The sequence below is a fragment of the Geomonas terrae genome (assembly GCF_004791675.1).
Lineage (GTDB): Bacteria > Desulfobacterota > Desulfuromonadia > Geobacterales > Geobacteraceae > Geomonas > Geomonas edaphica.
In genome coordinates, this window is sequence record NZ_SRSC01000004.1 from 422,402 (window position 1) to 446,713 (window position 24,312).

Below are 24,312 nucleotides of genomic sequence, written 5' to 3' on the forward strand. Positions count from 1 at the left end.
CCTAGAAAAAAGCGAGACCGACGATTCTGCGCAAGAGCACGAGGACATCCCCCACGTCGATCATGCCGTCCGGTTTGGGGACCCCGTCCACCAGTGGCGCAAGGTCGCCGTGGGCCATGACCTCGGCGGAAGCCTCTTCCGCCCCCAGCGAAACCCTGAGCAGGCGTGCCGCGTCACCCAGGTCCACCCTACCGTCGCCGTCTAGGTCACCGGCGATGCGCTCCACCCTTATCAGGTTGCGCTGCGCGACGCTCACTCCCCCCGCCGCACCCCGCGCCTCGACGGTCACCTGGTTCTCGCCCGGGCGCAGGAGTATCTCACGCTCGAAGAGCCCTGCTGATAGCTCCAGCGGCGCGGTAGTCCCGTCCACGGCGAGGGTGAGGCCACCGTCCGCGATGGTGCTGCAACTCCCCCTGAGCACCACCGACGCCGCCTCGGTCCTCATATCCTGCGGCGGCCACGTGATGGCGACGGAGGGGCCATTGGCGGCGGACGTGACGCTGCGCTTGACACGGGAGCTTCTCCCGTCCCGCTCGGCGGTGAATTCGAGCGTGTTGACCCCGGGCAAAAGCGCCGCGGTCGCCGAGAAGGCGCCGTCGGTGACGGCGAGAAGTTGCGCCCCCTCCCCGTTCACGGTCATGGCGAGCGTGCTACCGGCCGGAACGGTGCCCAGAACCGCCAGGGAACTGGCCTCGGTGACGCTGTTGTCGGCCGGGGCGGTGACTTCAAGCTTAGGGGCGAGCGGGTCCAGGGTGATGCTGAAGGTATGCGTGGCCAGATTGCCGGAACGGTCACGGGCGGCGACGCTGACGCTGTTCGCCCCCTCGGAGAGGACCACGGCCGAGCTGAAAAGGGAGGCGTCGGCGGTCCGGTCGATCCCCTGCACGGTGAGGCTCGCGATCCCCGAGGCGTCGGAAGCCCGCCCCAGGAGGTTAAGGACCGGGTTGGAGGTGAAGCCCCCCGAGCTCAGCGTGGATAGGGAGAGCTCCGGCGGGGTCCCTTCGGCTGCGACGGTGAGCGCCCTCGACACCGGCGCCGCGGCAAGGTAATTGCCGTTGCCGGGCTGGAGCGCGCTGAGCACGGTGGTCCCCGCTCCGACGACGGTCACCGTGCTCCCCGCAACCGTGGCGACCGTGGTGTCGGAGCTCTGGTAGCTGACGGAAAGACCGCTCGTGGCGCTCCCCTCCAGTTCGAAGGGGGGATCCCCCACCACCTTCTGGGCCGGTGAGCTGAAGGTCACCTGCTGTCCGCTTCGGTGCACGATGAAGGTCTGCGACTTCTCCGGCGCCGTCTCGAGGTCCCCGCTTCCCGCCTGGCTGGCCGTTATCACCGCGCTCCCCGCCCCGGTGATGGTCACCACGTTGCCAACAATGCGCGCGACCCCCAGATCGGAACTGCGGAAGGTGAGCGGCAATCCGGAACAGGCCGAGGCCACGATCTCGAAGGGGGGATCCCCGAAGGTCCGCTCGGGGATGGCGGGGAAGGTTATGTCCTGACAGGACCTGAACACGTTCAGCATCCCGTCCACCGCCGCGATGCTGTAGTTGGCCGCCTGTAGCGTCCCCACGCCTGTCAGGATGGGATAACTCCCGACCGGGCTCGCCATGGTGGCAGTGGTAGACAGAGTCGGAGCGCCGGAGAGGACGGAGCTACCCTCCCCCTTGACGAACCCGCGGTAGAGCACGGTGAGCTCGGGGTTGGGGGTGAGGTAGGCACGCGACTTGTCCTCGGCCACGACCGTCAGCCGCGCCTTGAGAACGGTACACGGGACCGTGACAGGAACCGCGGGATCCCAGAAGTCATCGCCGGGCTGCAAGATGGTGATCACGGAGCTTCCGGCTGTACCTGGGTGGATCTCGCCGTCCACAACGGTGGCCACCGTCGGGTCAGAGCTCACATAGACAAGCGGCAACCCGCTGCTTGAGCTCCCCCCTGCAGCGCGGGGAGGATCGCCGTAGGTCATCGTCACCGGCACGGGTGGGGTAATGCTCTGGGTCTTGCCGGTCACGGTGAACGTGCCGTCGGCAAAGCTGTACGCGTAGTTCGCGCTCGTGATCCCCCCGAGTCCGGCCGTGATGGGATAGGTCCCCTTTGGAGTGGATGCGTCAACGGTGGTGGCAAGCAGAGGGGGGCCGCCCAGGCTTGCCGGAGTGTCCAAAGGAGCAAGCCCTGAGAAAACGGCGGTAAGCTCAGGAGTTGGAGAGCCGGCAACTTTGGTCTTATTTTCAGCCCTGATAAGAAGCGGGGCCTTGAGGACCGTACAGGTGACCGAGACGGGAGCCGCGGGATCCCAGTAGCCGTTGCCCGGCTGCGAGGCGGTGATCACGGTGCTTCCCGCCGCGCCGATGCGGATCTCGCCGTTCACGACGGTGGCCACCGACGTGTTTGAGCTCGCGTAGCTGACCGGCAGCCCGCTGCTCGCGCTCCCACCGGCGGCAAAATCGGGGTCGCCCCAGGTCCTGGGTGCCGGGGGGGGCAGGGTTATCTGCTGGGGCTTCCCGATTACCGTGAGCGTGCCGTCCACGAAGCTGTAGCGGTAGTCGGCGCAGGTGATGCTCCCCAAAGAGACGCGGATCGGGTAGCTCCCCTTCGGGGTGGCGGCATCGACGGCGGTGCTGAACGCGGGGAGACCTCCGAGCGAGGCTGCGCTGTCCCCGGGGGCGAAACCGTTGAAGCCGGCGGTAAGCGTCGGGTTTTCCGATCCGGCCGCCTTCGTGAGGTCGTCCGCTTTGATGAGGAGCCCCCTCTGCCCAATGGTCAGTTGCGCCCCGACGAAGACCAGTTCGTATCCGCTTCCAAGGGCAAGGGTCCCCTGGGTGATGGGGTAGCTGCCGACGTCCTCACCTGCCGTGCGTGAGATGGAGCCGGTGAAGCCATCCCCCGCCTTCAGCTCCGGCGTGAAGCTGTAGACAAGTGGCGGGTCGGCATCGCCGTAGGTCTTCGCTGCGTCGCGGGCGGTGACCGTCACCTTGATCTTCGTCTGCTTCAGGTGGTAGAGCCGGACCGAGTCCGCGAGTGCCCCGGCGCTCCCCGCGTACCCCGCGGTAAAGCCCCTGGCACGGACATAGCGGTTCACGTTGGCCCCCATCCGTTCCGGGTCGAGCCCCTGAAGCCGCCATCCACCTGCGGTCCTTTCGGCGTGCCCGAGGAAATCCCATTGCACCCCGTCGGCGGAGTACTCAAACCAGGCCCGCCACAGTTCCGCCGATCGCCCCGAGCGGCGCCAGATGATGGAGGTGCCGTCCGCAGCGACCGAGAGATCCTCGGGACTCCAGCCGCCGTAGACGCGGGCAAGCTTGCTCCTCGCCCCGAAGTTGTCGAAGTTGCCGCCGAGAATGATCTTGCCGTCCGGCTGCAGGGCTACCACGCTCACCTCTAACTGCGGTGACGACAGCGGCCTGGCGAGCCCCAGGTCAAAGTCCGTGTCGAGACGTCCGTCCGGCAGGATACGCGCCACGTAGTGCCGGGCAAGCAGCGTCCCGAAGCCGTCCTGAACCTGGTCGAAGACCCCGAAGATGATGATGCCCCCGTCTGTTTGCACGACGGTACCGAGGATGGTGGGGGCGTAGAAGGGGTCGGAGGAGCGCGTCGCCACGACGAAGCTCTCGTCCACGGCGCCGTCACTATCAAGCAGCACGATGTTTCTCTTGACCTCCCTGGTTTCTCCGGTGGCCGGATTCGTGATGAAACCCGGGTACTGAAGGTCGCCGGCGACCAGGTTCCTGCCGTCGGCAAGCACGGCCAGGGCGTGGAGCTCTCCGGCAAACTGCAGTGGCGTACCGCCGTGCCATGCGGGGTCCAGGTTGCCGGAGGGGAGAAGCCTCATGACCTTTCCCGCCAAGGTACCGACGATGAGTAGATCATCGCGCTGCATGGCAAGGGCGTTCACGTACGAGTCCACTTCAGAAGCGGGGACGAAACGCTCGTCGCGCTCGCCGGTTTCCAGGTAACGTGCCAGGTATTGCCAGCGGGAACCTGACAACGACGAGTCCCCACCGGTGTAGAACATCCCCTTCTCGCCGAGCGGCCCTCTTGCCGGCTGCACGATCGAGGTGACCTCCGCCCCGAATGCCTCGCTCATATAAGATTGCACCTTGGCGTTGAAGGCGGGAACCGACGCTCCCGCATCGTCGACGAGCATGAGGCTTTGCTGCAGCTCTCCGTTGATGAAGGTGAAATCGCCACCGAGCAGGAGCCCCCGGTCGGGAATGGTGGCGACGCTCAAGATGCGCCTGGTGAGCTCGATGGGGCCAAAACCGTAGTCGAAGGACCACTTAGGGGTGAGCCCCGCGCTGTAGGAGACCGCTTCGCCCAGGACGTTCTCGAACGAGCCTGCGATGAAGGTGCGGCCGTCGGGGCGCGGTGCCACCCTCAGCACCATCTTCAACGCCATGTCATCGTCCCGCACGATCTGTGGAATGTCGTCGTCGAGCACGCCGGTCTGGTAGAAGCGGGCCAGGGAGGTGCGGGGGACGCCGCCTGCGGCGGTGAACTCCCCCCCCGCCACCAGCTTGCCGTCCCCCTGCCGCACCAGGGCGAGGACCGCCGCGTCGGGCGCCGGGAAAGGGGCGGGATCCAGCGTCTGATCGATGTTGAAGCGGGCCAGGTTCACGCGTTTGTCCCCGAGCGGCCCGACGGTGAAGCGCCCGCCCCCCACGATCCTGCCGTCGGGCTGCAGCGCGATGGCGGAGACCAGGGACCCCGGTGCCGTGTCAAGTGCGGCGTCGAAACCGTCGGGGGTGCCGTCCGGCAGAAGCCGCGCCAGGTAGGCGCGCGCGAGCGCTCCGCCGGAGAAATCCCCGCCCAGGACGACCTTGCCGTCCACCTGCACCGCCAGCGCCCGCACCACGCCCCCCGGCGCGGGAGGGATGAAGGTGCCGTCGTACAACCCCAGGGAGGTGAAGCGCGCCATGTTGGCCGAACCGGGGGTGACGAACTCCCCGCCGACCACGACCGACTCGTCCTGCAGCGCGATGGCGTAGACCGCCGCGTTACCGGCGTCGTCGCCAAGCCCGCCGGTGTAACGCCAGTCTAGCTCCCCGCTCGTGACACCAGCCGCCGAGAGCCCGGCCAGGTTCCGGGTCGGCACCCCGTCCTTGATAGCGGCGAAGACACCGCCGACTAGGATGCTCGTTTTCGATGGTAGGAGGGTGATGGCGTGCACCGTGACGGGACCGGCGGCGGTCACCGGGGCGAAGGCGTCTAAGGCGCCGTTTCCCCCGGAAAGGCGTGCGAGCCCCCTTCTCGGCACCCCGCCCGCGCTGGTGAAGGCGCCGCCGATCAGCACGAGCTCCGGCCCCGCCGGGAGGACGGGGTCGGGCTGCAACGCCACGGCGTGCACCGGGCCGTCCAGAACGGGAGGGGTGAAGGAGCTGTCGAGGGTCCCGTCCGGGTTTAGACGCGCGATGTTACGAAGGGTCACTTCCGGGGTGCCGCCGGTCAGGGTAAAGTCACCGCCTACGACGATCTTGCCGTCGGCGCCCTGCACCGCTACGGCGTGCACCGAGCCGTCGATGGCGACGGTACCTCCATGGTAGACGTTGAAACCATCCAGATAGGGGTTCATGGCGTGCCCGACCGCGGGATGGACGAGGAAAAAGAGAAGGGCCTGGAGCATCACCCCGATGGCCTTGGTTCGCATTGCCGCGGCGGCTCGTCTCATACCTAGCGCTCCTGCATGTGGATGATCCTCTTGAGCGGTCTCAGACCGCTGTTGGTCACCAGGCGCGGCTTCACCGCCTTGCCGGGAAGGGGCGCGCTGCGGCGCCCGGCGCGGTCGGTGAAGCCGGAGAGGTCGACGCCGACGGCGGAGCCGTTGGAGAGCGGGAGCACCGCCTGCCCCAGGAGGGAGCTCGCCGCCCCTCCGGTGCTGTAGTGCACACCCCATAGGTAGGAGACCCCTTCGCCGCACGGGTCGAGGGGGGGCTTGAAGGTGGGGAAAAACACCGCGCCGCTTGTGACGGAAATCGGAGCATCTATGGCGCGCTCGCTCCCAAGCCCCGCGGAGGCCCCGTCGAGCGCGATCCACCACCCCCGGTAGCTCCCCTGCGACTGTCCCGGGGGGACGACCTTCGCGGCATCGGTCACCTCGGTCAGGGCCGCGCGGGTGACGGAGGTCGCGGCACAGGCATCGTTGATCTTGAGCGCGTTGTCACCGCTGCTGTAGCAAGGCTCGAGCACGCCGAAGAGCGCGCGTGCCGACTGCGGTTCGTCTTGGTTGTAGAAGTGCCGGCCGGTGCCGAAGTAGAGCCAAAGCCGCTTGTACTGCCGGTCCTGGAGCTTCGCCACCGCCCCGGTGACCGGTCCGACGCCGTCGATCACCCGACTCGTCTTCCAGTTCGCGGGGTTCGGGTCCTCGCCGGTGGAGAGCCTCAAGACCCCGCCGGTCCACCCCACGCCATCCCGCCTGGTGTACCCGACGTAGAACGCCTCGTCCTCGTACTGCCCCTTTAACCTGTCACCGCCATTCCACCTGTCCGAATCGATTCCCGCACCGGCCATGCTGCCGCCGAAGGCATACGGAATCCCCGTGTCGATCACCCAGTAGTTGCGCCCCTGGACGAAAGGGGGAAGAGCGTTCAGGTCGACCACGAAGAGCTTCAGATTCTGGTCCGAGGTGGCGGTGAACTGGCGCGTCCCCCGGTCGACTGCACCCGTGGGGCCCGAGGCGAAAACGGCGAACCAGCGCCCGTTGCGGTCCGGGTCGTGGATCTCCACGGTCCCCTCGACGCTGCGCGACTTCACGCGCAGGATGGCCGCGCCGGAGGTGGCAAAGCCCAAGTCCTGATGCGAGAACTCCCACAAAAGCCGCGGGGTGCCCCCTGCTATGCTCTGGTCGGTAACGTCCAGGGCAAAGTATGACGAAAGCCCGCCGACACCGGCGGCCGGGGCCTTGACGCAGGTGGCTAAGCTACCGACATCGGCGCAGTCGGTGCCGTAGGGGCGGCTCGCCCCGCCAAGCCCCATCCCGCCAACAAGGACGGTGCGCCAGTTGCTCCCGGCCTTGGGACAGTTCCAGTAGTCGCCGCGGCTGCAGGTCGCCGGATCGCCTATGCTCGCGTCGACGAGGGTGCTCGTGCCGTCCACGTAGTACAGGTGCGGGTAGAGCGGCTCCTTCAGGTACCTGAGGTAGGGAAGCGCACTCTTCGGGATGAAGCCCCATTCCTCATCCCCTAAAACCTTGCCCTCTGCCACATCGGTATTCCCTAGTAGCTCGGCCTTGCGGGTTACCGGCCAAGTGCCGCTATCGGGACGCACCTTGAGCGAGCCCAGCCTGAAGGCGTGCAGCATCCCGTCGTTCGCACCGACGTAGACCGTCCCCCGCTTCCCGTACGCACCGTCCGCGTCGATGAAATCCCCATAGGAGGAGTCCCCATATCCGCGCGGCGCGGGGAGATGGTAGCTTCCAAGCGGCACCGCCGACTGCACTACCGGCGCGGACGAGATGATGTCCCCCAGCTTCCAGATCTTTTTCTCCGCGGTGCCGTAAGCCTGCAGATTTCTTTGCCTGGTCGGCTCACCATTTTTCCCGTCTGCGTCGTCCACCCCCTTCACGAAGGCGACGATCTGATCCGCCTCCGCCCGGTCCTTGGCCTGCAGGAGTTGGCGCGAGGCATCGAGCGAGGTGTCGAGAAAGGGGGTGAGCGTCGCCCCGTCGGTCTGGGTGTAAAGGGTGCGCTCAAGAGGAGCCCGCGCCCAGAGCTGGCGCCCCGCACGCCAAAGACTCTGCACCGCCTCCGGCACCACGCTCAGCGGATACCCCGCGGGCTGCGGTACGTCGACATTGCCGTCGCCATCACGATCGGTGAGAAGCGTGGCCCGGTCCTCGCCAAGCGGGGTCGGCACCTCGAAACGGACCACCCGGTCCTGCTTCAGGTCGAGGGTCCTGTCCCTGTCGGTGTCTTCACGGATGCTGTTTGCGGCGCCGCTCGTGCCGACCAGGGGATCGATGTAGTACCAAAGGCTTTGCAACTCCCCGGTCCATGCCGCGGCGCTCCCCCCTCCGTCGTAACTCTTGTTGGGGAAGAACCTGGGCTGGAGGTAAAGCGCGCCGTTGCCGTCACCGGTGGAGAGAAGCGACGAGCCAGCGCCCACGCTGGAACCGCCGATAACCTGCAGGAAGATCCCCTTCAGCGCCCCCTGAAGGGCGGGGAGGTCCTTGACACTCTTCATGCTCCCCCCACCGTTTTGGGCCGTGAGCTGCATCATCCTCTCCGGGACTCCCTCGTCGGTGGTGACGCAGCTTCCGTCCGGGTTGTAACCGCCTGTAGCGTCGCCACAGGGAGGGCCGGTGTAGACCACGTGGGTGGTGATGTACTCCTTGGGCCGGGCCGCCGGCTGGTTTAGGTCGAAGATGTTTCGGTGCCGGGCGACCCAGGCGACCTCGTCGAGGTTGTAGCTTCCCTGGTAAGGGGGGGCAGCCGAAACCTGGGTCTCTGCCGTGGTGGTCTTACCGGCCGGTAGGCCGTCGGCACCGGACCACCTGGAAACCGCATCGGCGACGAAAGCGTTCAGCGCCGGGGCACGGTCCGCGGTGGACATCCCGTCGGTAACGATAAGGACGTTGTTGCGCTGGCAGCTGTACATGGAAGGGGGCTTCGCGGCATCGAAATCTCCGGTCTGGAAGCGGTAGGCGACGTTGTTGGAGAAATAACCGATGCTCTCGTAGAGGGTCTCCGCCAGCGGGGTCCATGAGGTCCCCCTGATGGCGTCGATGGCCGCGATGAGCCCGGAGCCGTGGTCCCCGACCGGCGAGTAGTTGATGTAGGAGATGATGCTGCCTCCGTCGTTTTTGGCGGCCGGGAGACAGGGCCCCTTGGCATCGCAGTCCGTGGCGATGCCGCATTCCCTCTGCGGGACGGCATCGCCGCTGCAGCGGCTCACGCAGCGGATCGCGCCCCCCTGATCGCACTCGGAACGGGCGCCGTCGTCGTTGAAGCTTATGGCGCCGAAGTTGATCTCGCTTGCGAACTGCTGGACGAGCCCAGATGGCGCCGCACCGGCAACTACACGCGCCACGACGCTTGCAGCCGGGGTGCCGAGGTTGGTGATGCCGGCGTCGAGGATGAAGGAGGGAAGTGCGGCGTCGGTCGCGGCCCGGTTTGCGTTCGCGGAAGGATCGCTGAGCCACGGGTCCGCCAGTTCCCTGCAGTAGTCCTTGATCGAGTTCAGGCCGCAGGGCTGGTTGATGCTGAAGCCCGCCCCCTGGGCACACTCGCCGAGATAACCCGTGGTGTGCAGGAATTCGTCGTAATAGCGCGGGGTGTGGTAAACCCTCATCGCGCAGATGTCCTCGCCGGTGTTCCTCACGATCTGGAACGGCATGTGAATGATCTTGTAGCGCCGGATGCAGTCGTTCACGATATCGGAGGTCTGTTCCACGCTGAAGTCGGTACCCGCCGAATAACAAAGGCTCAGGGTCTCGGTGAAGATCTTGCCCGGAGTCGGTATGCGGTTTGCGTCATACAGGTCCCCCATGCAGAGCCCCGCCGCGCTTGAGAGGTCGGGTATGGGGGCGTTATCCTGCCATTTTTTCACCGCGTCCAGGCATTGCGCCTTCCTGTACACGCCAGGATAGATGTCGATGCGGGTGGCCCCACCGTGGCTCGCCTGGGAGACATAGCCCCACTCGCTTGGGATCGGAGCCCGCACCCCGAAGGTGACCGGGAGGGGGACGCCGTTTTTGTACACCATCTTGACGAAGCGCTTACCCACGCAGCCGCGCGACTCCGCCTGCATCATGCCGGTCCCCGGGTCGTACTTCCCGCCGGTCAAGGCAAGCTTTTCGAGGTCGAGTTTGCTCATGGCGAGCCAGTTCAGAAACCTGCCGGTGGCGAGGAAGGTGTCGACCTTCTTCGACTTTATGTTGACGCAGAGGAAATCGGTGCCGGCCTGGTTGCAGCTGCTCGCCGCGATGCTGTCGGTGGTCGCGGTGAAGTACTCCCCCGAGGTGACGTAACGGTACACCTTGTTTTCGTCGAAGTAGCCGGGATAGGAACCGGCCGGATCGAAGGTGTCGTCGAAACAGAAAAGCGTCGGATCGGTATAGGCGAGGTCGTACATGCTGGCGGAGTTGTCCAGCATGAGAAGGAGGTTCGGCCTCACCCCGAGCCCCGGCAAGGGCGGCACGCTGCAGTACGCCTGCATGGCGGCCGCGGGATCTGCCGCGCGCGCCGTTGCAACAACAAGCAGTAGAACGGAGACCAGCATAACGACCACCGCGTAACGCGCGGTCCGCGGCGCTGCACCCTTGTTCATCTCGGCCACCTCTCCCATTAAAGTGATTTCGCGGCGATGCTCGCACGGCAGAAACATTAGAAAATTTCAATCAGAAGAGTATAGCGTCGGCTTCTCGAAAATAAAGTCTCCTATCGAATCGATGGGTTCCACGTCTCAAAAGCGCCCTCGGTCTAATTTGACATCGCCCCCTTCAGAGTTAATCTTTTCTTTAAATTCATTGGAAAGATCCGGTGACCTTCCCAATGGCCGTGCAGTTCTCAATCAAACGACCTTTCCCTCCCCGGGGCAGGGAAACGGAGGCGGAGAAGATGAACGAGTCCATGGATGACGGTTGGCCAGGCGGCGAAGGGTTCAGGGATTACCTGGCCCGGCGCGGGGTGACGCGGAGGGATTTTCTCTCTTTTTGCGGCAGGATGGCGGTGCTCTTCGGCGCGGCGTCCCTTCCCGGAGGGGGGCGGGCCTTCGCAAAGGACGTGGCCGAAAGGCTCTCCGGGGCGAAGCGCCCAAGCGTCATCTACCTCCAGCTCCAGGAGTGCACCGGATGCGTCGAGAGCCTGCTCCGCTCCGGCAGCAGCCCAATCGACCGATTGATCCTGGAGCAGATCTCCCTCGACTACAACGAGCTTCTGATGGCCCCCTCCGGCACCGCCGCGGAGGAGGTATTGAAGGAAGCCGAGGGAAGGCCGCATCTTTTGCTCGTGAACGGCTCGGTGCCGCTCAACGATGACGGCGTCTACTGTACCATCGGCGGCGACTCCGCCCTGAACGTCCTGAAGCGCGCGGCGCAAAAGGCGAGCGCCGTCATCGCGGTCGGCGCGTGTGCCGAGTACGGTTGCGTGCAGGCCGCCTCCCCCAACTTGACCGGCGCCGTCGGTGTCTCCGACGTCATCACCGACCGTCCCGTCGTCAACATCAGCGGCTGTCCCCCCATCGCGGAAACCATCACCGCCACCCTCACCTATTACCTCGCCTACGGTCACACACCGCCCCTGGACGGCAACGGCCGCCCACTCTTCGCCTACGGCCAGCGCATCCACGACAAGTGCCCGCGCCGGGCGAGCTTCGACGCCGGCCAGTTCGCCGACAGCTTCGACGACGAGAACGCCCGCCAGGGGCACTGCCTGTACCGCCTCGGCTGCAAGGGGCCGGCGACCTTCGCCCCCTGCGCCACGGTGGAGTGGAACATGGGGCAGAGCTTCCCGATCAAGGCCGGGCACCCCTGTCTTGGCTGCACCGAACGCCACTTCTACGACCGCATGACTCCCTTCTACGACAGGCTCCCCGGCTTCATGGTTCCAGGCCTCGGCGTGGAGGCGACCGCCAACACCATAGGTATCGCCGCCGTCGCCGCCTCGGTGGGTGGCGTCGCCGTCCACTCCGCCGCCACGGTGATCGCGAAAAAACGCACGAAAAAGGCGCGGCCCGAGACGCTCCCCCTCGCGGTCCTGGGCGACACGGAAAAGCGGGAGGACCAGGACAAAAAGACTTAACGCAAAGACGCCAAGGCGCGGAGACGCAAAGAGAACCTTAAAGCAAAGGAACGTTTTGGTTTCCCCCAAAAAGCTTTTCTTTGCGCCTTTGCGCCTTTGCGGCTTTGCGTCTTTGCGTTGAAGCCTTTGAGGTTAAAGCCTTTGGGGTTGAAGCCTTTGGTTTGGAGATTTTGAGGTCAAAGGAGAAGTGAAATGGCAAGCGAGAGAATCGTCATCGACCCGATCACCCGAATCGAGGGGCACCTGCGCATCGAGCTGGAAGCTGACAACGGAAGGATAGGTGACGCCTGGGCCTGCGCCACCCAGTTTCGCGGCATCGAGCGGGTGCTTCAGGGGCGCGACCCCCGCGACGCCTGGGCCTTCGCGCAGCGCATCTGCGGCGTATGTACCGGGGTGCACGCCATCGCCTCGATCCGCGCCGTCGAGGACGCCACCAAGTGCAAGATCCCCCCGTGCGCGGAGCTGATCCGCGACCTCGTCTCCGGCATGGCGACGCTGCAGGACCACGTGATGCACTTCTACCACCTGCACGCCCTCGACTGGGTCGACGTCATGAGCGCGCTGAAGGCCGATCCCGCCGCCACCTCGCGCCTGGCCGCCTCCGTCTCCCCCTGGCCCAACAACTCCGCCACTTGGTACGCCGAGGTGCAAAAGCGCGTGGCGGCTTCAGCGGAAGGCGGCCTCGGCATCTTCTCCGGCGGCTACTGGGGACACCCCGCCTACCGTCTCCCCCCCGAGGCGAATCTCATGGCACTCGCCCACTACCTGGAGGCGCTCTCCTGGCAGCGCGACATCATCCGCCTGCACACCATCTTCGCCGGGAAGAACCCGCACCCGAACTACCTGGTGGGGGGGATGGGCTGCTCGATCAACCTAAACAACCAGATCACGGTGAACCAGGTGCGCCTCGACGAGATGGCGGGGATGATCGACCAGGCGAAGCGCTTCGTCCTCGAGGTCTACTACCCCGACGTCCTCGCTATCGCCTCCTTCTACCCGGACTACGCGGCCATCGGCGCCTCCTCCCCGAACCTCATGGCGACCGGTGAGAGCGCCTGGTCCTGTTCGGGCGCCCCGGCGGGAGGGGTCTTCCCCGCCGCCCTTCTCATGGACGGCAACTACGGCACGGCCCACCCCTTCGAGTCCAAAAGGGTCGCCGAGTTCGTCTCCTCCGCCTGGTACAGCCAGCCCGAGGGGGACCGGCAGGGGCTTCACCCGTGGCAGGGACGCACCGAGCCGCGCTACACCGGTCCGAAGCCCCCATTCAAGCAGCTCTCCGACCACCCTAAGTACACCTGGTGCAAGGCGCCGCGTTACGACGGCCGCGCCGTGCAGGTAGGCCCGAACGCCCGGATCATGGTGGCCGTGGCGCAGGGGCACGCCGAGACGGTGCAGCTCGCGAAAGAGGGGCTCGGAAAACTCCACGCCGGCATCGAGGCGCTCAACTCGACTTTAGGGCGCACATACTGCCGGGCGCTCGAGTCGGTCATCCTCGCCCGGCGTATGGATCAGTGGTTCGCCCAGTTGAACGAAAGGATCAAGTCCGGCGACACGGCCACCTTCAACAAGGAGCGCTGGGAGCCCTCAAGCTGGCCCAAACAGGCACAGGGGATGGGGTTCATGGAGGCGGCGCGCGGCACCCTTTCGCACTGGATCGAGATCGAAAACGGTCGCATCGCGCGCTACCAGGCGGTGGTGCCGAGTACCTGGAACAGCTCCGGCCGCGACCCGGGCGGGCAGCGCGGCCCCTACGAGGAGGCGCTGGCCGGCGGCGGGAAGCATCCGCTTCTGGACGCGAAACGCCCACTCGAGGTGCTGCGCACCATCCATTCCTTTGACCCGTGCATCTCCTGTGCGGTGCACGTGCTCGTGCCCGGTGGGGGCGGGGTGGAGGTGAAGGTGCGATGAGTCTCTACGACATACCTGAATCAGAGATACGGATCGAGCTCGAGGACCCGGTACCGTTTAGCGGGAGGAAGAGACGGGAACTCCTTATCGCCGCGGCGCTTGGCGCCCCTTTCGGGACCGACGATCCGGTCGACTTAGCCCTTTTGAGCGCGGCTTCGAAGAAGGAGGACCTGCGCCACTACGAGCAGCTCGCCTTCACCCCGCTGGAGCCGAGACTTGCCAGGAGCGTCGCGCGGGTGCGCCGCGTCGATAGCGGCGAGGAGGCGCTCATCGCCCGCGGCGAGGTGGACAGCATCCTTTACCTCTGCCACCCGGACGAGGCGACGCGCTACCGCGCTGAGATGCAGGCGGAGATGCGCATGACCCACGGCTTCCGCGCCCTCGGCGTCGGCAGGGGGAGCGTCGCTCCGGACGGGTCGGAACGCTGGGAGTTCCTGGGGTACATTCCGGTGCGCGCCACCCGGCGCAAGAGTAGGCGCATCGAAGAGCCCGCCGAATTCCGCTACGTCCCGGTGTGGGACTGGCAACTGCGCGTGCTGCACTGGTTTTCCGTCTTTCTCATCCTGGTCCTCTCCGCGACCGGACTTTTGATGGGAAGCGGCCGCCTCGTCTACGGCGGGGCGGAGGGTTTCACCAACTACTTAAGCTGGCTAAGGCTCGTGCACTTCGTTGCAGGCTGGCTCCTTCTGTGTGCCGCCATCCTGCGCATCGCCGGTCTCTTCCTCGCCTCAAACCAGTTCCAGCGCTGGTACGCCCTTTTCCCGGTGCGCGTGCGCGACCTGAAGAACCTTGTGCAGGTGGCGCTCAACTACCTTTTCTGCCGCTTCGACCGACCTCCCCACTACATCGGCCATAACCCGCTGCAGCAGGTGGCCTACACCGCCATCTTCGGGGTTGGGCTCCTGGCGCTTTTCACCGGCTTCGCCCTTTACGCCCTCTACGACCCGGGGAACATCGTCTTTCGCTACTTCGTCATGTTCGACGACCTGGTCGGCGTGCAGTACGTCCGCCTGGTGCATCAGTTCGTCATGTGGATCTTCCTTGCCTTCATCCCTATCCACGTCTACCTATCGGTGCGCGCCGACACCGTGGAGCGCGAGGGTGCCCTCTCCTCCATCGTGAGCGGCGGGCGCTGGTGCCGCAAGGGAACCCACTTCGAGGATGCTTAAGGTCCAATTGACAATGGGCAATTGACGATGGACAATTGGACCGCGAAAAAAACCGCCGGGGCGGATGCTCTGGCGGTTCTCGTTTGCGGAGGACCTATGGCTACCCTTTTTCGGACGATACTTCTGGTCTCCATTTTCCTCATGACGGCAGCAGCGGCACCGGCAGCGCAGAAGGTGAAATCTCTTTGCGAGATCAGCTACCCGAGCGACTCCCGCATACCGTGGAGCTGCCGGAAGCTCACCTGGAAGGATACGCCGCAGGGGCTTTTCGGTGCTTCGTGGCGCGACGTGCTCCGCTTCAACCGGATGGACCGGCGCCACTTCTTAGGCGGAGTCTCGATAAAGGTCCCGAAGAACCTAGCGCAGGTGAAGAACTTCAACCCCATGCCGCTCACCTATCCCGCAGCCGCCAAGGAGCCAAAGTGCATCCTGGTGGATCAGACCGAGATGTTCCTGGGCGTCTACGAGTACGGGAAACTCCGCTTCTCCTCCCCCATCGCCCTCGGCATCGAGGGGATGATGGTTCCCAACGGCACCTTCCGCGTCGACGCCGCGGACCGCCGCCACCAGTCGAACCTGTACCCAGTGGAGGAGATCGGCCGCCCCTACCCCATGCACTACGGGCTCAGGTTCTGGGTGGACAAGAGCAAGGACGAGGAACCCTCCTACTGGATCCACGGCCGCGACCTCCCCGGCTACCCCGCCTCCCACGGCTGCATCGGGCTCTACGACGAGGAGATGCAGTACGACTACTACCGGAAACACGACCGCAAGGTGAACGGAAAGAACTACCACGAGCTCACCCGCCCCTTCCTCGAGGACGCCAAGGCCCTGTACGTTTGGGCTGTCGATCAGCGCAGCGACCCCGGGAAATTCCACAAGGTAAAAAGCGGCCCGCTGGTGGTGATCACCGGCCGCCCGCCGCACACGCCGAAGAAGTAGCGGCTCGCGTCATGAAACATCTTGCGTACAAAGCGCCGCACGTGCCCTCGCGCTCCCCCCTTTGCGAAGGGGGGACGGGGGGGATTTGCTTTTTGCCCTCAGCTTCTGCCGATTCAATGAAACCAAAGAGTTGCGCTCCTCCTGGACGAACGATCACAGGTGATCGATGAACTAGAAAAAGTTTGTATCGTCTGACCAAGGCAAATCCCCCCTGTCCCCCCTTCGCAAAGGGGAGGACGTCAGGGCTCGCAAAGCGCTTCGTGGGCGGCAGCACTCCGGATACCTGAAACTCTCTGGAGACCCCTGTGAAGGGGACGCAGATGGCGAGCAATAAAAAGGCCGCCTCCCGGTTGGGTGGCGGCCTTTTCGCTCGGCCTTTTAAACTGAGCATTCCTTCTTGATCCTTTCCTGCACCCACCGCAACCGGCACGGGCGCCTTTCACAGCGCCAGTGCCACCTGCAGAACGTCACCGCCAGTGGATGCAGCTAACCGGGCAAACGTCGACGGCATCGCGCTGAATGACGTCCTCGGAAGCGCCGGCCGGATCGTATGCCTCGGCCTTGCCGTTGTCGGCAAAGCGGAACACTTCCGGCACGTTGTCCGTGCAAAGCCCGCAGCTGATGCAGACGTCTTGATCGACCCAGGGTTCTTTTGCCATGACTGTACCTCCAGTAGTTTGATGTGTGCTGCTCGTTAGATGCTATCCTCAAGCCTCTTTCTCTGTTCTTCCAGTTTCTCCTGCGCCTTCTCAAGCGCGGCGAGAAGCATCTTCTTCGACTCCTTGGTGAGGGTATCCTTCTCCTTCACGAACTCGGCGGCGCGGTCCGTCGCCTTCTCCACGAAGTCGGAAACCGTTTCGGCGAACTCGCTCACCGTGTCGTTGGCCTTCTCGCTCATATCCTCCGCCAGCGAGGCCAGGTACTTCCGCGTCTTTTTGCCGGTCTGAGGGGCGAGCAATAGTGCAAGTCCGGCGCCGATCAGGCCGCCGATCACCAGACTCGCCATCCCCTCTCCTTCGCACTCCTTGTGTCCCATACCGTGCTCCTCCGTCCCTTTGGGTTTGAACGACAGCGGTAATACTAGCAACTAAATTATTTCCGTCCAATTCAAAATCCAATTTAACCTCTTCCACCTTCTCATGAATCTGTGTAAGATATCGGTTTGTCTCAACTTCAAGAGCAGGAAAGGTTCAGGCTGCCATGAATATTGAACAGATGAAGACGGTTGTAAAAGAAATTCTCTCCAAGACCGACCTGACCCCGTGCGTCGTCGGGCATCGCGGCGTCGGCAAGAGCGCTGGCATCATCCAGGCCTGCCGCGAGCTCGACCGACAGTACGTGTCGCTGCGCCTTGGACAGATGGAGGTGGGCGATCTCGTCGGCATCCCCTTCAGAAACGGCGACGTGATGCACTGGTCGCGCCCCTCCTGGCTTCCCGCCGAGGACGCGCCTGAAACGGTGATCCACTGCGACGAGCTGAACCGGGCCCAGCAGGAGGACACCCTGCAGGCGATCTTCCAGTTCGTGGAGCCCCCGGCGGAGGGGATGCTGCGCGCCATCCACACCCACACCCTCTCCCGCCGCCACAAGGTCGTGGTCAGCATCAACCCGCCCGACGGGAGCTACCAGGTGGCGACCCTCGACCGCGCGCTCATCGACCGCATGGTGATGCTCTTCGTGGAGACCGACTACCAGTGCTGGGCGCGCTACGCGCAGAAGCGGGAGCTCGCTGGCGAAGTGCGCCAGTTTCTCGCCGGCAACCACGGCTTCCTCGCTAAACAGGGGATGCCGATGGAGATGCAGGTGGAGCCGAGCGAGCGCGCCTGGGAGATGGTGAGCGTTCTCAAGAAGAACTGCCGCTTCCCCGCCGAGCTTGAGATGGAAGTCTGTTCCGGGATCGTCGGGAAGGAGGCGGCCATCGCCTTCATGCGCTGGCTCTCGGACCGCAAGGGTAGGCCAGTCACCGCGGAGGAGATCCTGAACGCCTGGGCGGAGGTGGCCGAACGGGCCGAGGCGCAGCGCGACGACGTCCAGGCCGCGACCATCAACGACCTGACCGCCCTGCTCCAGGTCTCCCCAAGCCTCAGCGAGGAACAGGAGGAGAACCTGATCGCTTTCATCGCCGTGCTGCCGCGCGACCTACGCTTTGGCTTCGTGAAGTCGCTCCTGAAGATCCCGGAGGTCGCCCTGCTTCTCGTGAAGGACAAGCACGACGCCGTCATCTTCGAGGCCATGCAGGCCATCAGCGCCCAGGCGGGGTAGGAAGTGTCCCCCGGCACCCTGCAAAACGCCGTGGTGCGCCTTTTAAAGGAGCGCCCTTTCTACGGCCACTTCCTTTTGAACCTGCGCCGCGAGGAGATGCCGCTCAAGGGAAAGGCCGCCGGCGTCACCATCAGAAACGGCACCCCTACCCTGGCCGTCGATCCCGGTCCCTTCGACCTTCTCGCCGCATCCGAGCAGCAGGCGCTTTTGGAGCACCTCGTAAAGCACCTTTTGCACCTGCACATGCTGCGTGGAAAAGGTAAGAACGCCCACGACTGGGACCTCTGCTGCGATCTCGCCATCAACCCGGACACCCCGGGACTCCCAGAAGGGGCGATCTACCCGACCCAGTTCGATCTCCCGGACGGGCTAGCCGCGGAGGAGTACTACGCGAAACTCGTGCGCCCTTTCGACATCGGCAACCTCTCCGGCAGCGGCTTCGGCGACGAGGCAGAGGACGTCCAGGGGGCGAGCGGCGCGGGGAAGGACCCCGACGCAGCCGCTACCGTCGACGACCACGCCGTCTGGAGCGACGCCGACAGCACGCCGCTGCCACTTGCCGAGGAGATGCTGCGCGCCGTGACGCGCGAGAGCCTGCGCGGCAGCGACGGGGAGGCGCCCGCCGAATTGCGTGCCGTGGTGGACGCCCTCCTGCGCCCCTCCCCCATCCCTTGGCGCCAGGTGCTCAGGCAGTTCGTCGCCACCGCCGGAAGGATCGGCAAGACGAGCACCTGGATGCGCGAACACAGGCGCTTCGAGCACGACACCCCGGGGACGAAGAAGCGGCGCCGCCTGAACCTGCTGGTCGCCATCGACGTGAGCGATTCGACCGACATCGTCGAGCTGCGCGAGGCGTTCGCCCGCGAGCTTTTGCAGATAGCCCGGGGACGCGACGCCGCGATCACCGTCCTCTACGCGAACAGCCGCATCCAGCGCGTCGAGGCGTTCAAGGGGAGTGCGTTCGTCCCGGAGCGCTACGACGGCGGCGGGTTCACCGACTTAAGACCCGTTTTCGAGTACGCGAAGACCATGCATCCCCTCCCCGCCGCGGTGATCTACCTCACCGACGGCATAGGCCCCGTCCCGGAGCAGATGGAACTGCCGACCCTGTGGGTACTCACCGCCGAGGGGGAGAAACCGGCCCCCTGGGGCATCGAAATGAGACTGGAGGTTTAAATGATGGAAGAGAACTTCAAGCCGATGACCGCCGAATCGGTTGGAGAGATATTGAGGGAGGCAGGCGCCCAGGTGATGGTGCGCTCGGGACGCAGCGAGAACTACAGCGCGCCGCGCGAATTCTCCTTCGAGGTGAAGGCCATCTTCGAGAACGGGATGGGGCTGCACGTGGTGGCGCGCCAGTTCAACTACCGCGATCCGTGGGAGGCGGAAGGGAGGGTGAACGACCTGGTCGACGTGATGCTCTTGCGCGACGGCGCCCTCACGCCACTCCCGAAGGGTTACCCCTATTTCCAAGGCATCGACGAAGAGTGCGGACTGGATGAAGAGATGCTGCGTGAGGTGGTTGAATGCGTCCACAAGGTGAACCCCAAGCTCTATCTGCTTCAAGAAATGACAGGTGACCTGTAATAAAGCCCCATTGATTAACATGATTGTCATGTTAGACTGTCTCAGCGTGGGACCTATGCCTTATCTTTCACCTCCATGTTCATCCGGGACGAGCCAAACCAAGGTCGAAGTTGGGAGAGACGTAATGAAAGCACTTGCGATTGCCTTCGCTGTCATCTCCACTCTCTGTCTTGCCGATGTTAAAGCCTTTTGCGCCGAACCTTTGAAGTTCGGCGTCGCCGCGATGATTTCTCCCCAGGAGACGGTCAAGTATTACGACCAGATCATCGACTACGTTGGAAAGAAACTGGGGCGGCCGGTCGAGATGGTGCAAAAGCGCACTTACGAGGAGACCGACCGGCTCCTGGAAAGCGGGGAGCTTAAGCTCGCCTTCGTCTGCTCCGGACCGTACGTCACGGACAAGGAGAAGTTCGGCGTCGAGTTGCTGGTAGCGCCCCAGTCCTACGGAGAACCCTTCTACTACGCCTACATCATCACCCATCGCAGCAGCAAGATCAGGAACCTCGCGGGACTTAAGGGAAAGAGTTTCGCGTTCACCGATCCCAAATCCAATACCGGTAAGCTCGCCCCGACCTACATGATCGGCAAAAGCTTCAATCTCCCTCCGGAGAAGTTCTTCAGCAAGATCATCTACACGAGAACGCATGACAAGGCGATCGAAGCGGTGGCAAAAAAGATCGTCGCCGGGGCGAGTGTGGACAGCCTGATCTACAACTACGCCGCCAGCAAGAATCCCCGTTTCACAAGCCAGACGAAGATCATCGCCAAGTCGCCACGCTACGGCATCCCTCCCATAGTCGTCCGCGGCGACCTCGATCCTGTGCTTAAAGCGCGCATCAGGAACATCTTCCTGACCATGCACGAGGACCCCGAAGGCAGGGAGATCCTCGCAGGTATAAAGGTGGACCGGTTCATAGTCCCGAAAGATGCCGACTATGACTCGGTTCGTGAGATGGAAAAATGGCTTAAAAAGAACATCAAGTAGGCCTCGCTGCTGACCGTACAACTTCCACCGGGACGTCGGCGCACCAGCCGACGCTACGCGAAGGCAGGTATTAATGGGCACCTGGCAGATCAGACATCCAAGCCTGCAGCGAAGGTTTTTCCTCCTCTCCTTCAGCATCGTCCTCGTATTCTCCGTTGCCGTAGCGGTGACCCTGTTCGTCGCGCAAAGAAACAAGCTGGAGCTCACCCTCGAAAACAAGGGAAAGGCCTTCGCGAGTTACATTTCCTCGGTCTGCACCGATGCGCTGATCCTGAAGGATACCCTGCAGTTGGATGCCCTGGTCTCGGAGGTGCACGATGACGAGATCATCTACACCATCATCGAGGACGCCGATGGTATCCCGCAGACGACAGCCTTCGCCAGCCTGAATCGCTCCCATCCGCAGGTGAAACACATCCTGGAAAATCTCCCCTCCGATGCGTCCGTCAGTACCGTCGTGGACCGCCTGAAAAAGGACGGCGACGTAATCGAGCTACTGCAAAGGATCAGCGTCGATGCCTCCACTCAGGGCGCGGTCCGCATCGGGCTCAGCCGGCAGAACGTCCATGCGCAGTTGGTGCGCCAAACCGAGATAATCCTGGTGGGCATGCTCTTCATGTCGCTCACCTTCTCCATCGTCCTGAATGCAGTCGCGAACCGGCTGGTGCTCCGCCCGGTGAGCGAGCTGGCCCGGGTCGCCGATGAACTGGCGGCCGGGAGCATGGCCGCGCGGGTAACCTGCGCGTCGGTGGGGGAGATCGACACGGTCTGCAGGAGTTTCAACATGATGGCGGAGCGCCTGGAAGGAGACATCGCAGAGCTCAAGCAGGCCGAGGCAAACGTGCGTTTCGCGCAGGAAGCGCAGGAGGCGATCCTCAACTCGATGCCCGATTTAATGTTCCGGACCGACCTGGACGGGATCATCGTGGAATTTCACTCCTCCTCGCAGAACGAGCCCTACGTGCCGCCGACCCTGTTCATGGGAAAGAAGTTCCCGGACGTCCTGCCGGAAGAGCCGGCGCGTGTCATCACGGCAGCCCTCGCCGAAGCGGGCAGGACCGGCTCGCACCGGGGCGCGGTTTATTCCCTCGACATGCCGCAGGGAGAGATGTGGTTCGAGCTTTCCGTCACCGCGATGGGAACGCCGTGTACCGGGTTCATCCTGCTGGTCCGCGACATCACGGCGCGCAGGCGTCTCGAGGCTGAGCAGAAGCAGCTCGAAAAACAGCTCCTGCACTCGCAGAAGCTGGAGAGCCTAGGCGTCCTTGCCGGGGGCATCGCCCACGACTTCAACAACATCCTCATGGCCATCATGGGGAACGCGGAACTCGCCCTGATGCGGATCAACAAGGAGTCGCCCGCCATTGGGAACCTGCAAAACATAGAGCAGGCCTCCGCCCGCGCCGCAGACCTGGCGGCACAGATGCTCGCCTATTCCGGCAAAGGCAAATTCGTCATCGAAGCGGTCGACCTGAACCGGCTGCTACAAGAGATGCTGCACATGCTCAAGGTCTCCATCTCCAAAAAGGCCTTGCTGAACTTTCATCTCGCCGATCAGCTCCCGTGCATCGAAGGCGACGCGACCCAGATACGCCAGGTCATCATGAACCTGATCATCAACGCTTCCGAGGCCCTTGGAGAGAACAGCGGGACCATCTCGGTCAATACCGGCAGCATGATCTGCGATCACAGTTATCTGAAGAACGTCTGGCAGAACGAGGAGCTGCCGGAGGGGCTTTATGTCTGGTTCGAAATAGCGGATACCGGCTGCGGCATGGACAAGGAGACCGTGGGGAGGCTGTTCGATCCCTTTTTCACCACGAAGTTCACCGGCCGCGGCCTGGGGATGGCGGCCGTGCTGGGGATCGTGAGGGGACACAAGGGGGCGATCGTGGTTTACAGCGAGCCGGAAAAGGGGACCACGATAAAGGTGCTCATCCCGGCAAGCACGCTGCAGACGGTGAGCGAAAAGCCCTCTATCCCCGAGGAGGCCGCTTGGGAAGGGGCCGGAAAGGCGCTCCTTGTCGACGATGAGGAAGTGGTGCTGGATATAGGCACCCAGATGCTGAGGGAGCTCGGCTTCGCGACGGTCACCGCGCGCGACGGCCGAGAAGCCCTCGAGGTGTACAGGACGACCCCCGGCATCCGGTTCGTCATTCTGGACCTGACCATGCCACACATGAGCGGCGACCAGTGCCTGGTCGAGTTGAAGAAGATCGATCCCGAGGTGAAAGTCGTCATCTCCAGCGGCTTCAGCGAGATCGAGGTGAAGCAGAAGTTCGCGGGGAGTGAGCCTGCAGGGTTCATTCAGAAACCGTACCGGCTCTCCGCGCTCAGGGAGGTGCTCAAGGGGGTCAGTCCAGGCACCTGAAAACGCCGGAGCTCCAGAGGCAGCTGCCGCAGGGCTCGGAGTTCACGTAGCAGTCGACGTCGAAACGGTCGGCCTGCATCAGGTCGCAGGGAGAGGTGTTGCACTCGGCGCAGGATGGGTAGTCGTGGCGCAGCACGTTCTCGCGGTAGCGGCGGAAGGGAGGGCTGTTCCAGATCCCCAGCACCCCCTTGTCCTTCACGTTGCCGAAACTCCAGGGCTGCACAGGGTGGAGCCAGCCGTTCGCGAAGGAGCGGCAGTGGTGCCAGAGGTGGTAGCAGGGATGCATGCCGCCGTCCCAGGAGATGAAGGCGCTCCCTTTCTCGATGAAGCTGCAGACGCGGCTCTCCCGCCTCGCCACCTCGGGAAGCTTCAGCTCGATCCCGGTCCTGCGCGCCACCTGCGCCGCCTCCTCAAAGATCTCCTGGCTTTCGTGGATGCGCGCGGTGTCCAGGGAGAAGAGGCGTTTGAGGTCGAGCGTCACCCCGCGCTGCTGCGCGTCCGATTTCATCGCCGCCACGTACTCGATGATGGTGCGCTCCTCCTCGGTCTTCTTGTAATTCCAAAGCACCTCGAAGTAGCGCCGGATGTCGATCCCCTTAAGCTCTGCCTTGCTCATCCAGCTCTGGAAGAGCGAGATGGACTCGTCGCTTGAGAGGTCGTAGCTGCACTGGGAGAGGTGCGGCTCGTCGAAGGGGTGCAGGTGCGACACGAGCGCAAAGCTGACGCCGAACTCGGAGGCCCAGGAAAGAGCCGCCGGGAGCTGGCGCAGGTTGTCGCGCATCACGACGAACTCGACGCCGATTTCCATGTCGGGCCGCCGGCAGGCTACCTTTGCCGCCCCCAGCGCGTTCAGCGCGTGCTCCAGGTCGACCAGCTGGCTGCCGGAACGGATGGAGCTGAAGGTATCGGCATCGACGCCGTCCATGGAGAGGCAGATGCGGTCCACCCCCGCCTCCAGGAGCGACACGGCGCGCAGGTGCGACAGCAAAAGGCCGTTACTCTGGAAGCCGACCCAGCTCCCGACCGGCATGAGCTTTTTAGCCCGCGTGATGAAGTGCTCCAGGCGGGTGTTGATGAGCGGCTCGCCGACGCCGTTCAAGACCAGCGCCTCCAGGTTCGGAAGAGCAGGCTCCAGCTGGCTGAAGGTGGCGACGTCGAGGTCGCCGTCCTCGACCCGGCTGCCGTCCGCGTTCTGCTTCATGCACATGACGCAGTTCAGGTTGCAGCGGCTGGTGGTCTCGACGAAGAGCTTCGAGGGGTATTCCAGGAAGGCCGGCTCGTTGTCCGGCATGAATTCAGACAGTGCCGCCGCGTTGTTGTTCATCTTGCGTTCCTCAAAAATCGTGTTGCCCCTCGCCA

The 24,312-nt window shown here is 64.1% G+C and carries 14 protein-coding genes; 9 read left to right on the plus strand and 5 right to left on the minus strand.

Annotation, left to right across the window (positions count from 1 at the left end; translation table 11 throughout):
- Position 1: 1 nt before the first annotated feature.
- Positions 2 to 5,662: an MBG domain-containing protein gene (locus E4633_RS17435; protein ID WP_162605024.1), complete on the minus strand. Its 5,661-nt coding sequence runs from the start codon at positions 5,660 to 5,662 to the stop codon at positions 2 to 4.
- Positions 5,663 to 5,664: 2 nt separating this feature from the next.
- Positions 5,665 to 10,257 (minus strand): pilus assembly protein, encoded by a 4,593-nt coding sequence (locus tag E4633_RS20440; RefSeq protein ID WP_162605025.1) that lies wholly within the window; start codon positions 10,255 to 10,257, stop codon positions 5,665 to 5,667.
- A 290-nt stretch (positions 10,258 to 10,547) separates the two neighbouring features.
- On the opposite strand from E4633_RS20440, the gene E4633_RS17440 reads away from it, so the two are divergent.
- From E4633_RS17440 to E4633_RS17455, 4 genes are all read left to right on the plus strand, one after another.
- On the plus strand, positions 10,548 to 11,729 hold the full coding sequence (locus E4633_RS17440) for a hydrogenase small subunit (RefSeq protein ID WP_135872104.1): 1,182 nt from the start codon (positions 10,548 to 10,550) through the stop codon (positions 11,727 to 11,729).
- A gap of 192 nt (positions 11,730 to 11,921) precedes the next feature.
- Complete coding sequence (locus tag E4633_RS17445) at positions 11,922 to 13,637, plus strand: nickel-dependent hydrogenase large subunit (RefSeq protein ID WP_135872105.1); 1,716 nt, start codon at positions 11,922 to 11,924, stop codon at positions 13,635 to 13,637.
- Positions 13,634 to 14,806 carry a cytochrome b/b6 domain-containing protein gene (locus tag E4633_RS17450; RefSeq protein ID WP_135872107.1) on the plus strand — a complete coding sequence of 391 codons (1,173 nt, stop codon included), beginning with the start codon at positions 13,634 to 13,636 and terminating at the stop codon, positions 14,804 to 14,806. Before E4633_RS17445 ends, E4633_RS17450 begins: the two co-directional genes overlap by 4 nt.
- A 96-nt stretch (positions 14,807 to 14,902) precedes the next feature.
- A complete protein-coding gene (locus E4633_RS17455; protein ID WP_135872109.1) occupies positions 14,903 to 15,748 on the plus strand; it encodes a L,D-transpeptidase in 846 nt (281 codons plus the stop codon).
- A gap of 467 nt (positions 15,749 to 16,215) precedes the next feature.
- Here the strand turns inward: E4633_RS17455 and E4633_RS17460 are convergent, their stop codons facing one another.
- Entirely contained in the window at positions 16,216 to 16,407 is a 192-nt protein-coding gene (locus E4633_RS17460; protein WP_135872112.1) for a ferredoxin, read from the minus strand.
- A gap of 35 nt (positions 16,408 to 16,442) precedes the next feature.
- The gene (locus E4633_RS17465; protein ID WP_246038202.1) at positions 16,443 to 16,784 is read right to left on the minus strand and encodes a YtxH domain-containing protein; all 342 of its coding nucleotides are present in this window, start codon (positions 16,782 to 16,784) and stop codon (positions 16,443 to 16,445) included.
- Between the two features lie 164 nt (positions 16,785 to 16,948).
- On the opposite strand from E4633_RS17465, the gene E4633_RS17470 reads away from it, so the two are divergent.
- The 5 genes from E4633_RS17470 (at position 16,949) to E4633_RS17490 (ending at position 22,953) form a co-directional block, all read left to right on the plus strand.
- Entirely contained in the window at positions 16,949 to 18,010 is a 1,062-nt protein-coding gene (locus E4633_RS17470; protein WP_135872114.1) for a hypothetical protein, read from the plus strand.
- A 3-nt stretch (positions 18,011 to 18,013) separates the two neighbouring features.
- Entirely contained in the window at positions 18,014 to 19,186 is a 1,173-nt protein-coding gene (locus E4633_RS17475; protein WP_135872116.1) for a vWA domain-containing protein, read from the plus strand.
- A gap of 3 nt (positions 19,187 to 19,189) precedes the next feature.
- Positions 19,190 to 19,597 carry a hypothetical protein gene (locus tag E4633_RS17480; protein ID WP_135872396.1) on the plus strand — a complete coding sequence of 136 codons (408 nt, stop codon included), beginning with the start codon at positions 19,190 to 19,192 and terminating at the stop codon, positions 19,595 to 19,597.
- 124 nt (positions 19,598 to 19,721) lie between these two features.
- A complete protein-coding gene (locus E4633_RS17485) occupies positions 19,722 to 20,582 on the plus strand; it encodes a substrate-binding domain-containing protein (protein WP_135872118.1) in 861 nt (286 codons plus the stop codon).
- Positions 20,583 to 20,655: 73 nt separating this feature from the next.
- Positions 20,656 to 22,953, plus strand: coding sequence for a hybrid sensor histidine kinase/response regulator (locus E4633_RS17490; protein ID WP_135872120.1), 2,298 nt, complete (start codon positions 20,656 to 20,658; stop codon positions 22,951 to 22,953).
- Here the strand turns inward: E4633_RS17490 and E4633_RS17495 are convergent.
- Positions 22,937 to 24,277, minus strand: coding sequence for a radical SAM/SPASM family putative metalloenzyme maturase (locus E4633_RS17495; RefSeq protein ID WP_135872122.1), 1,341 nt, complete (start codon positions 24,275 to 24,277; stop codon positions 22,937 to 22,939). The genes E4633_RS17490 and E4633_RS17495 overlap by 17 nt on opposite strands.
- Between the last annotated feature and the right edge of the window lie 35 nt (positions 24,278 to 24,312).

Excerpts from the sequence above, each read along its gene's own strand:
- E4633_RS17450 (WP_135872107.1), top strand. The coding sequence starts at position 13,634 with ATGAGTCTCTACGACATACCTGAATCAGAGATACGGATCGAGCTCGAG.
- E4633_RS17455 (WP_135872109.1), top strand. The coding sequence starts at position 14,903 with ATGGCTACCCTTTTTCGGACGATACTTCTGGTCTCCATTTTCCTCATG.
- E4633_RS17480 (WP_135872396.1), top strand. The coding sequence starts at position 19,190 with ATGGAAGAGAACTTCAAGCCGATGACCGCCGAATCGGTTGGAGAGATA.
- E4633_RS17440 (WP_135872104.1), top strand. The coding sequence starts at position 10,548 with ATGAACGAGTCCATGGATGACGGTTGGCCAGGCGGCGAAGGGTTCAGG.
- E4633_RS20440 (WP_162605025.1), bottom strand. The coding sequence starts at position 10,257 with ATGAACAAGGGTGCAGCGCCGCGGACCGCGCGTTACGCGGTGGTCGTT.
- E4633_RS17470 (WP_135872114.1), top strand. The coding sequence starts at position 16,949 with ATGAATATTGAACAGATGAAGACGGTTGTAAAAGAAATTCTCTCCAAG.
- E4633_RS17460 (WP_135872112.1), bottom strand. The coding sequence starts at position 16,407 with ATGGCAAAAGAACCCTGGGTCGATCAAGACGTCTGCATCAGCTGCGGG.
- E4633_RS17435 (WP_162605024.1), bottom strand. The coding sequence starts at position 5,662 with ATGAGACGAGCCGCCGCGGCAATGCGAACCAAGGCCATCGGGGTGATG.
- E4633_RS17490 (WP_135872120.1), top strand. The coding sequence starts at position 20,656 with ATGGGCACCTGGCAGATCAGACATCCAAGCCTGCAGCGAAGGTTTTTC.
- E4633_RS17445 (WP_135872105.1), top strand. The coding sequence starts at position 11,922 with ATGGCAAGCGAGAGAATCGTCATCGACCCGATCACCCGAATCGAGGGG.
- E4633_RS17495 (WP_135872122.1), bottom strand. The coding sequence starts at position 24,277 with ATGAACAACAACGCGGCGGCACTGTCTGAATTCATGCCGGACAACGAG.
- E4633_RS17465 (WP_246038202.1), bottom strand. The coding sequence starts at position 16,784 with ATGGGACACAAGGAGTGCGAAGGAGAGGGGATGGCGAGTCTGGTGATC.
- E4633_RS17485 (WP_135872118.1), top strand. The coding sequence starts at position 19,722 with ATGAAAGCACTTGCGATTGCCTTCGCTGTCATCTCCACTCTCTGTCTT.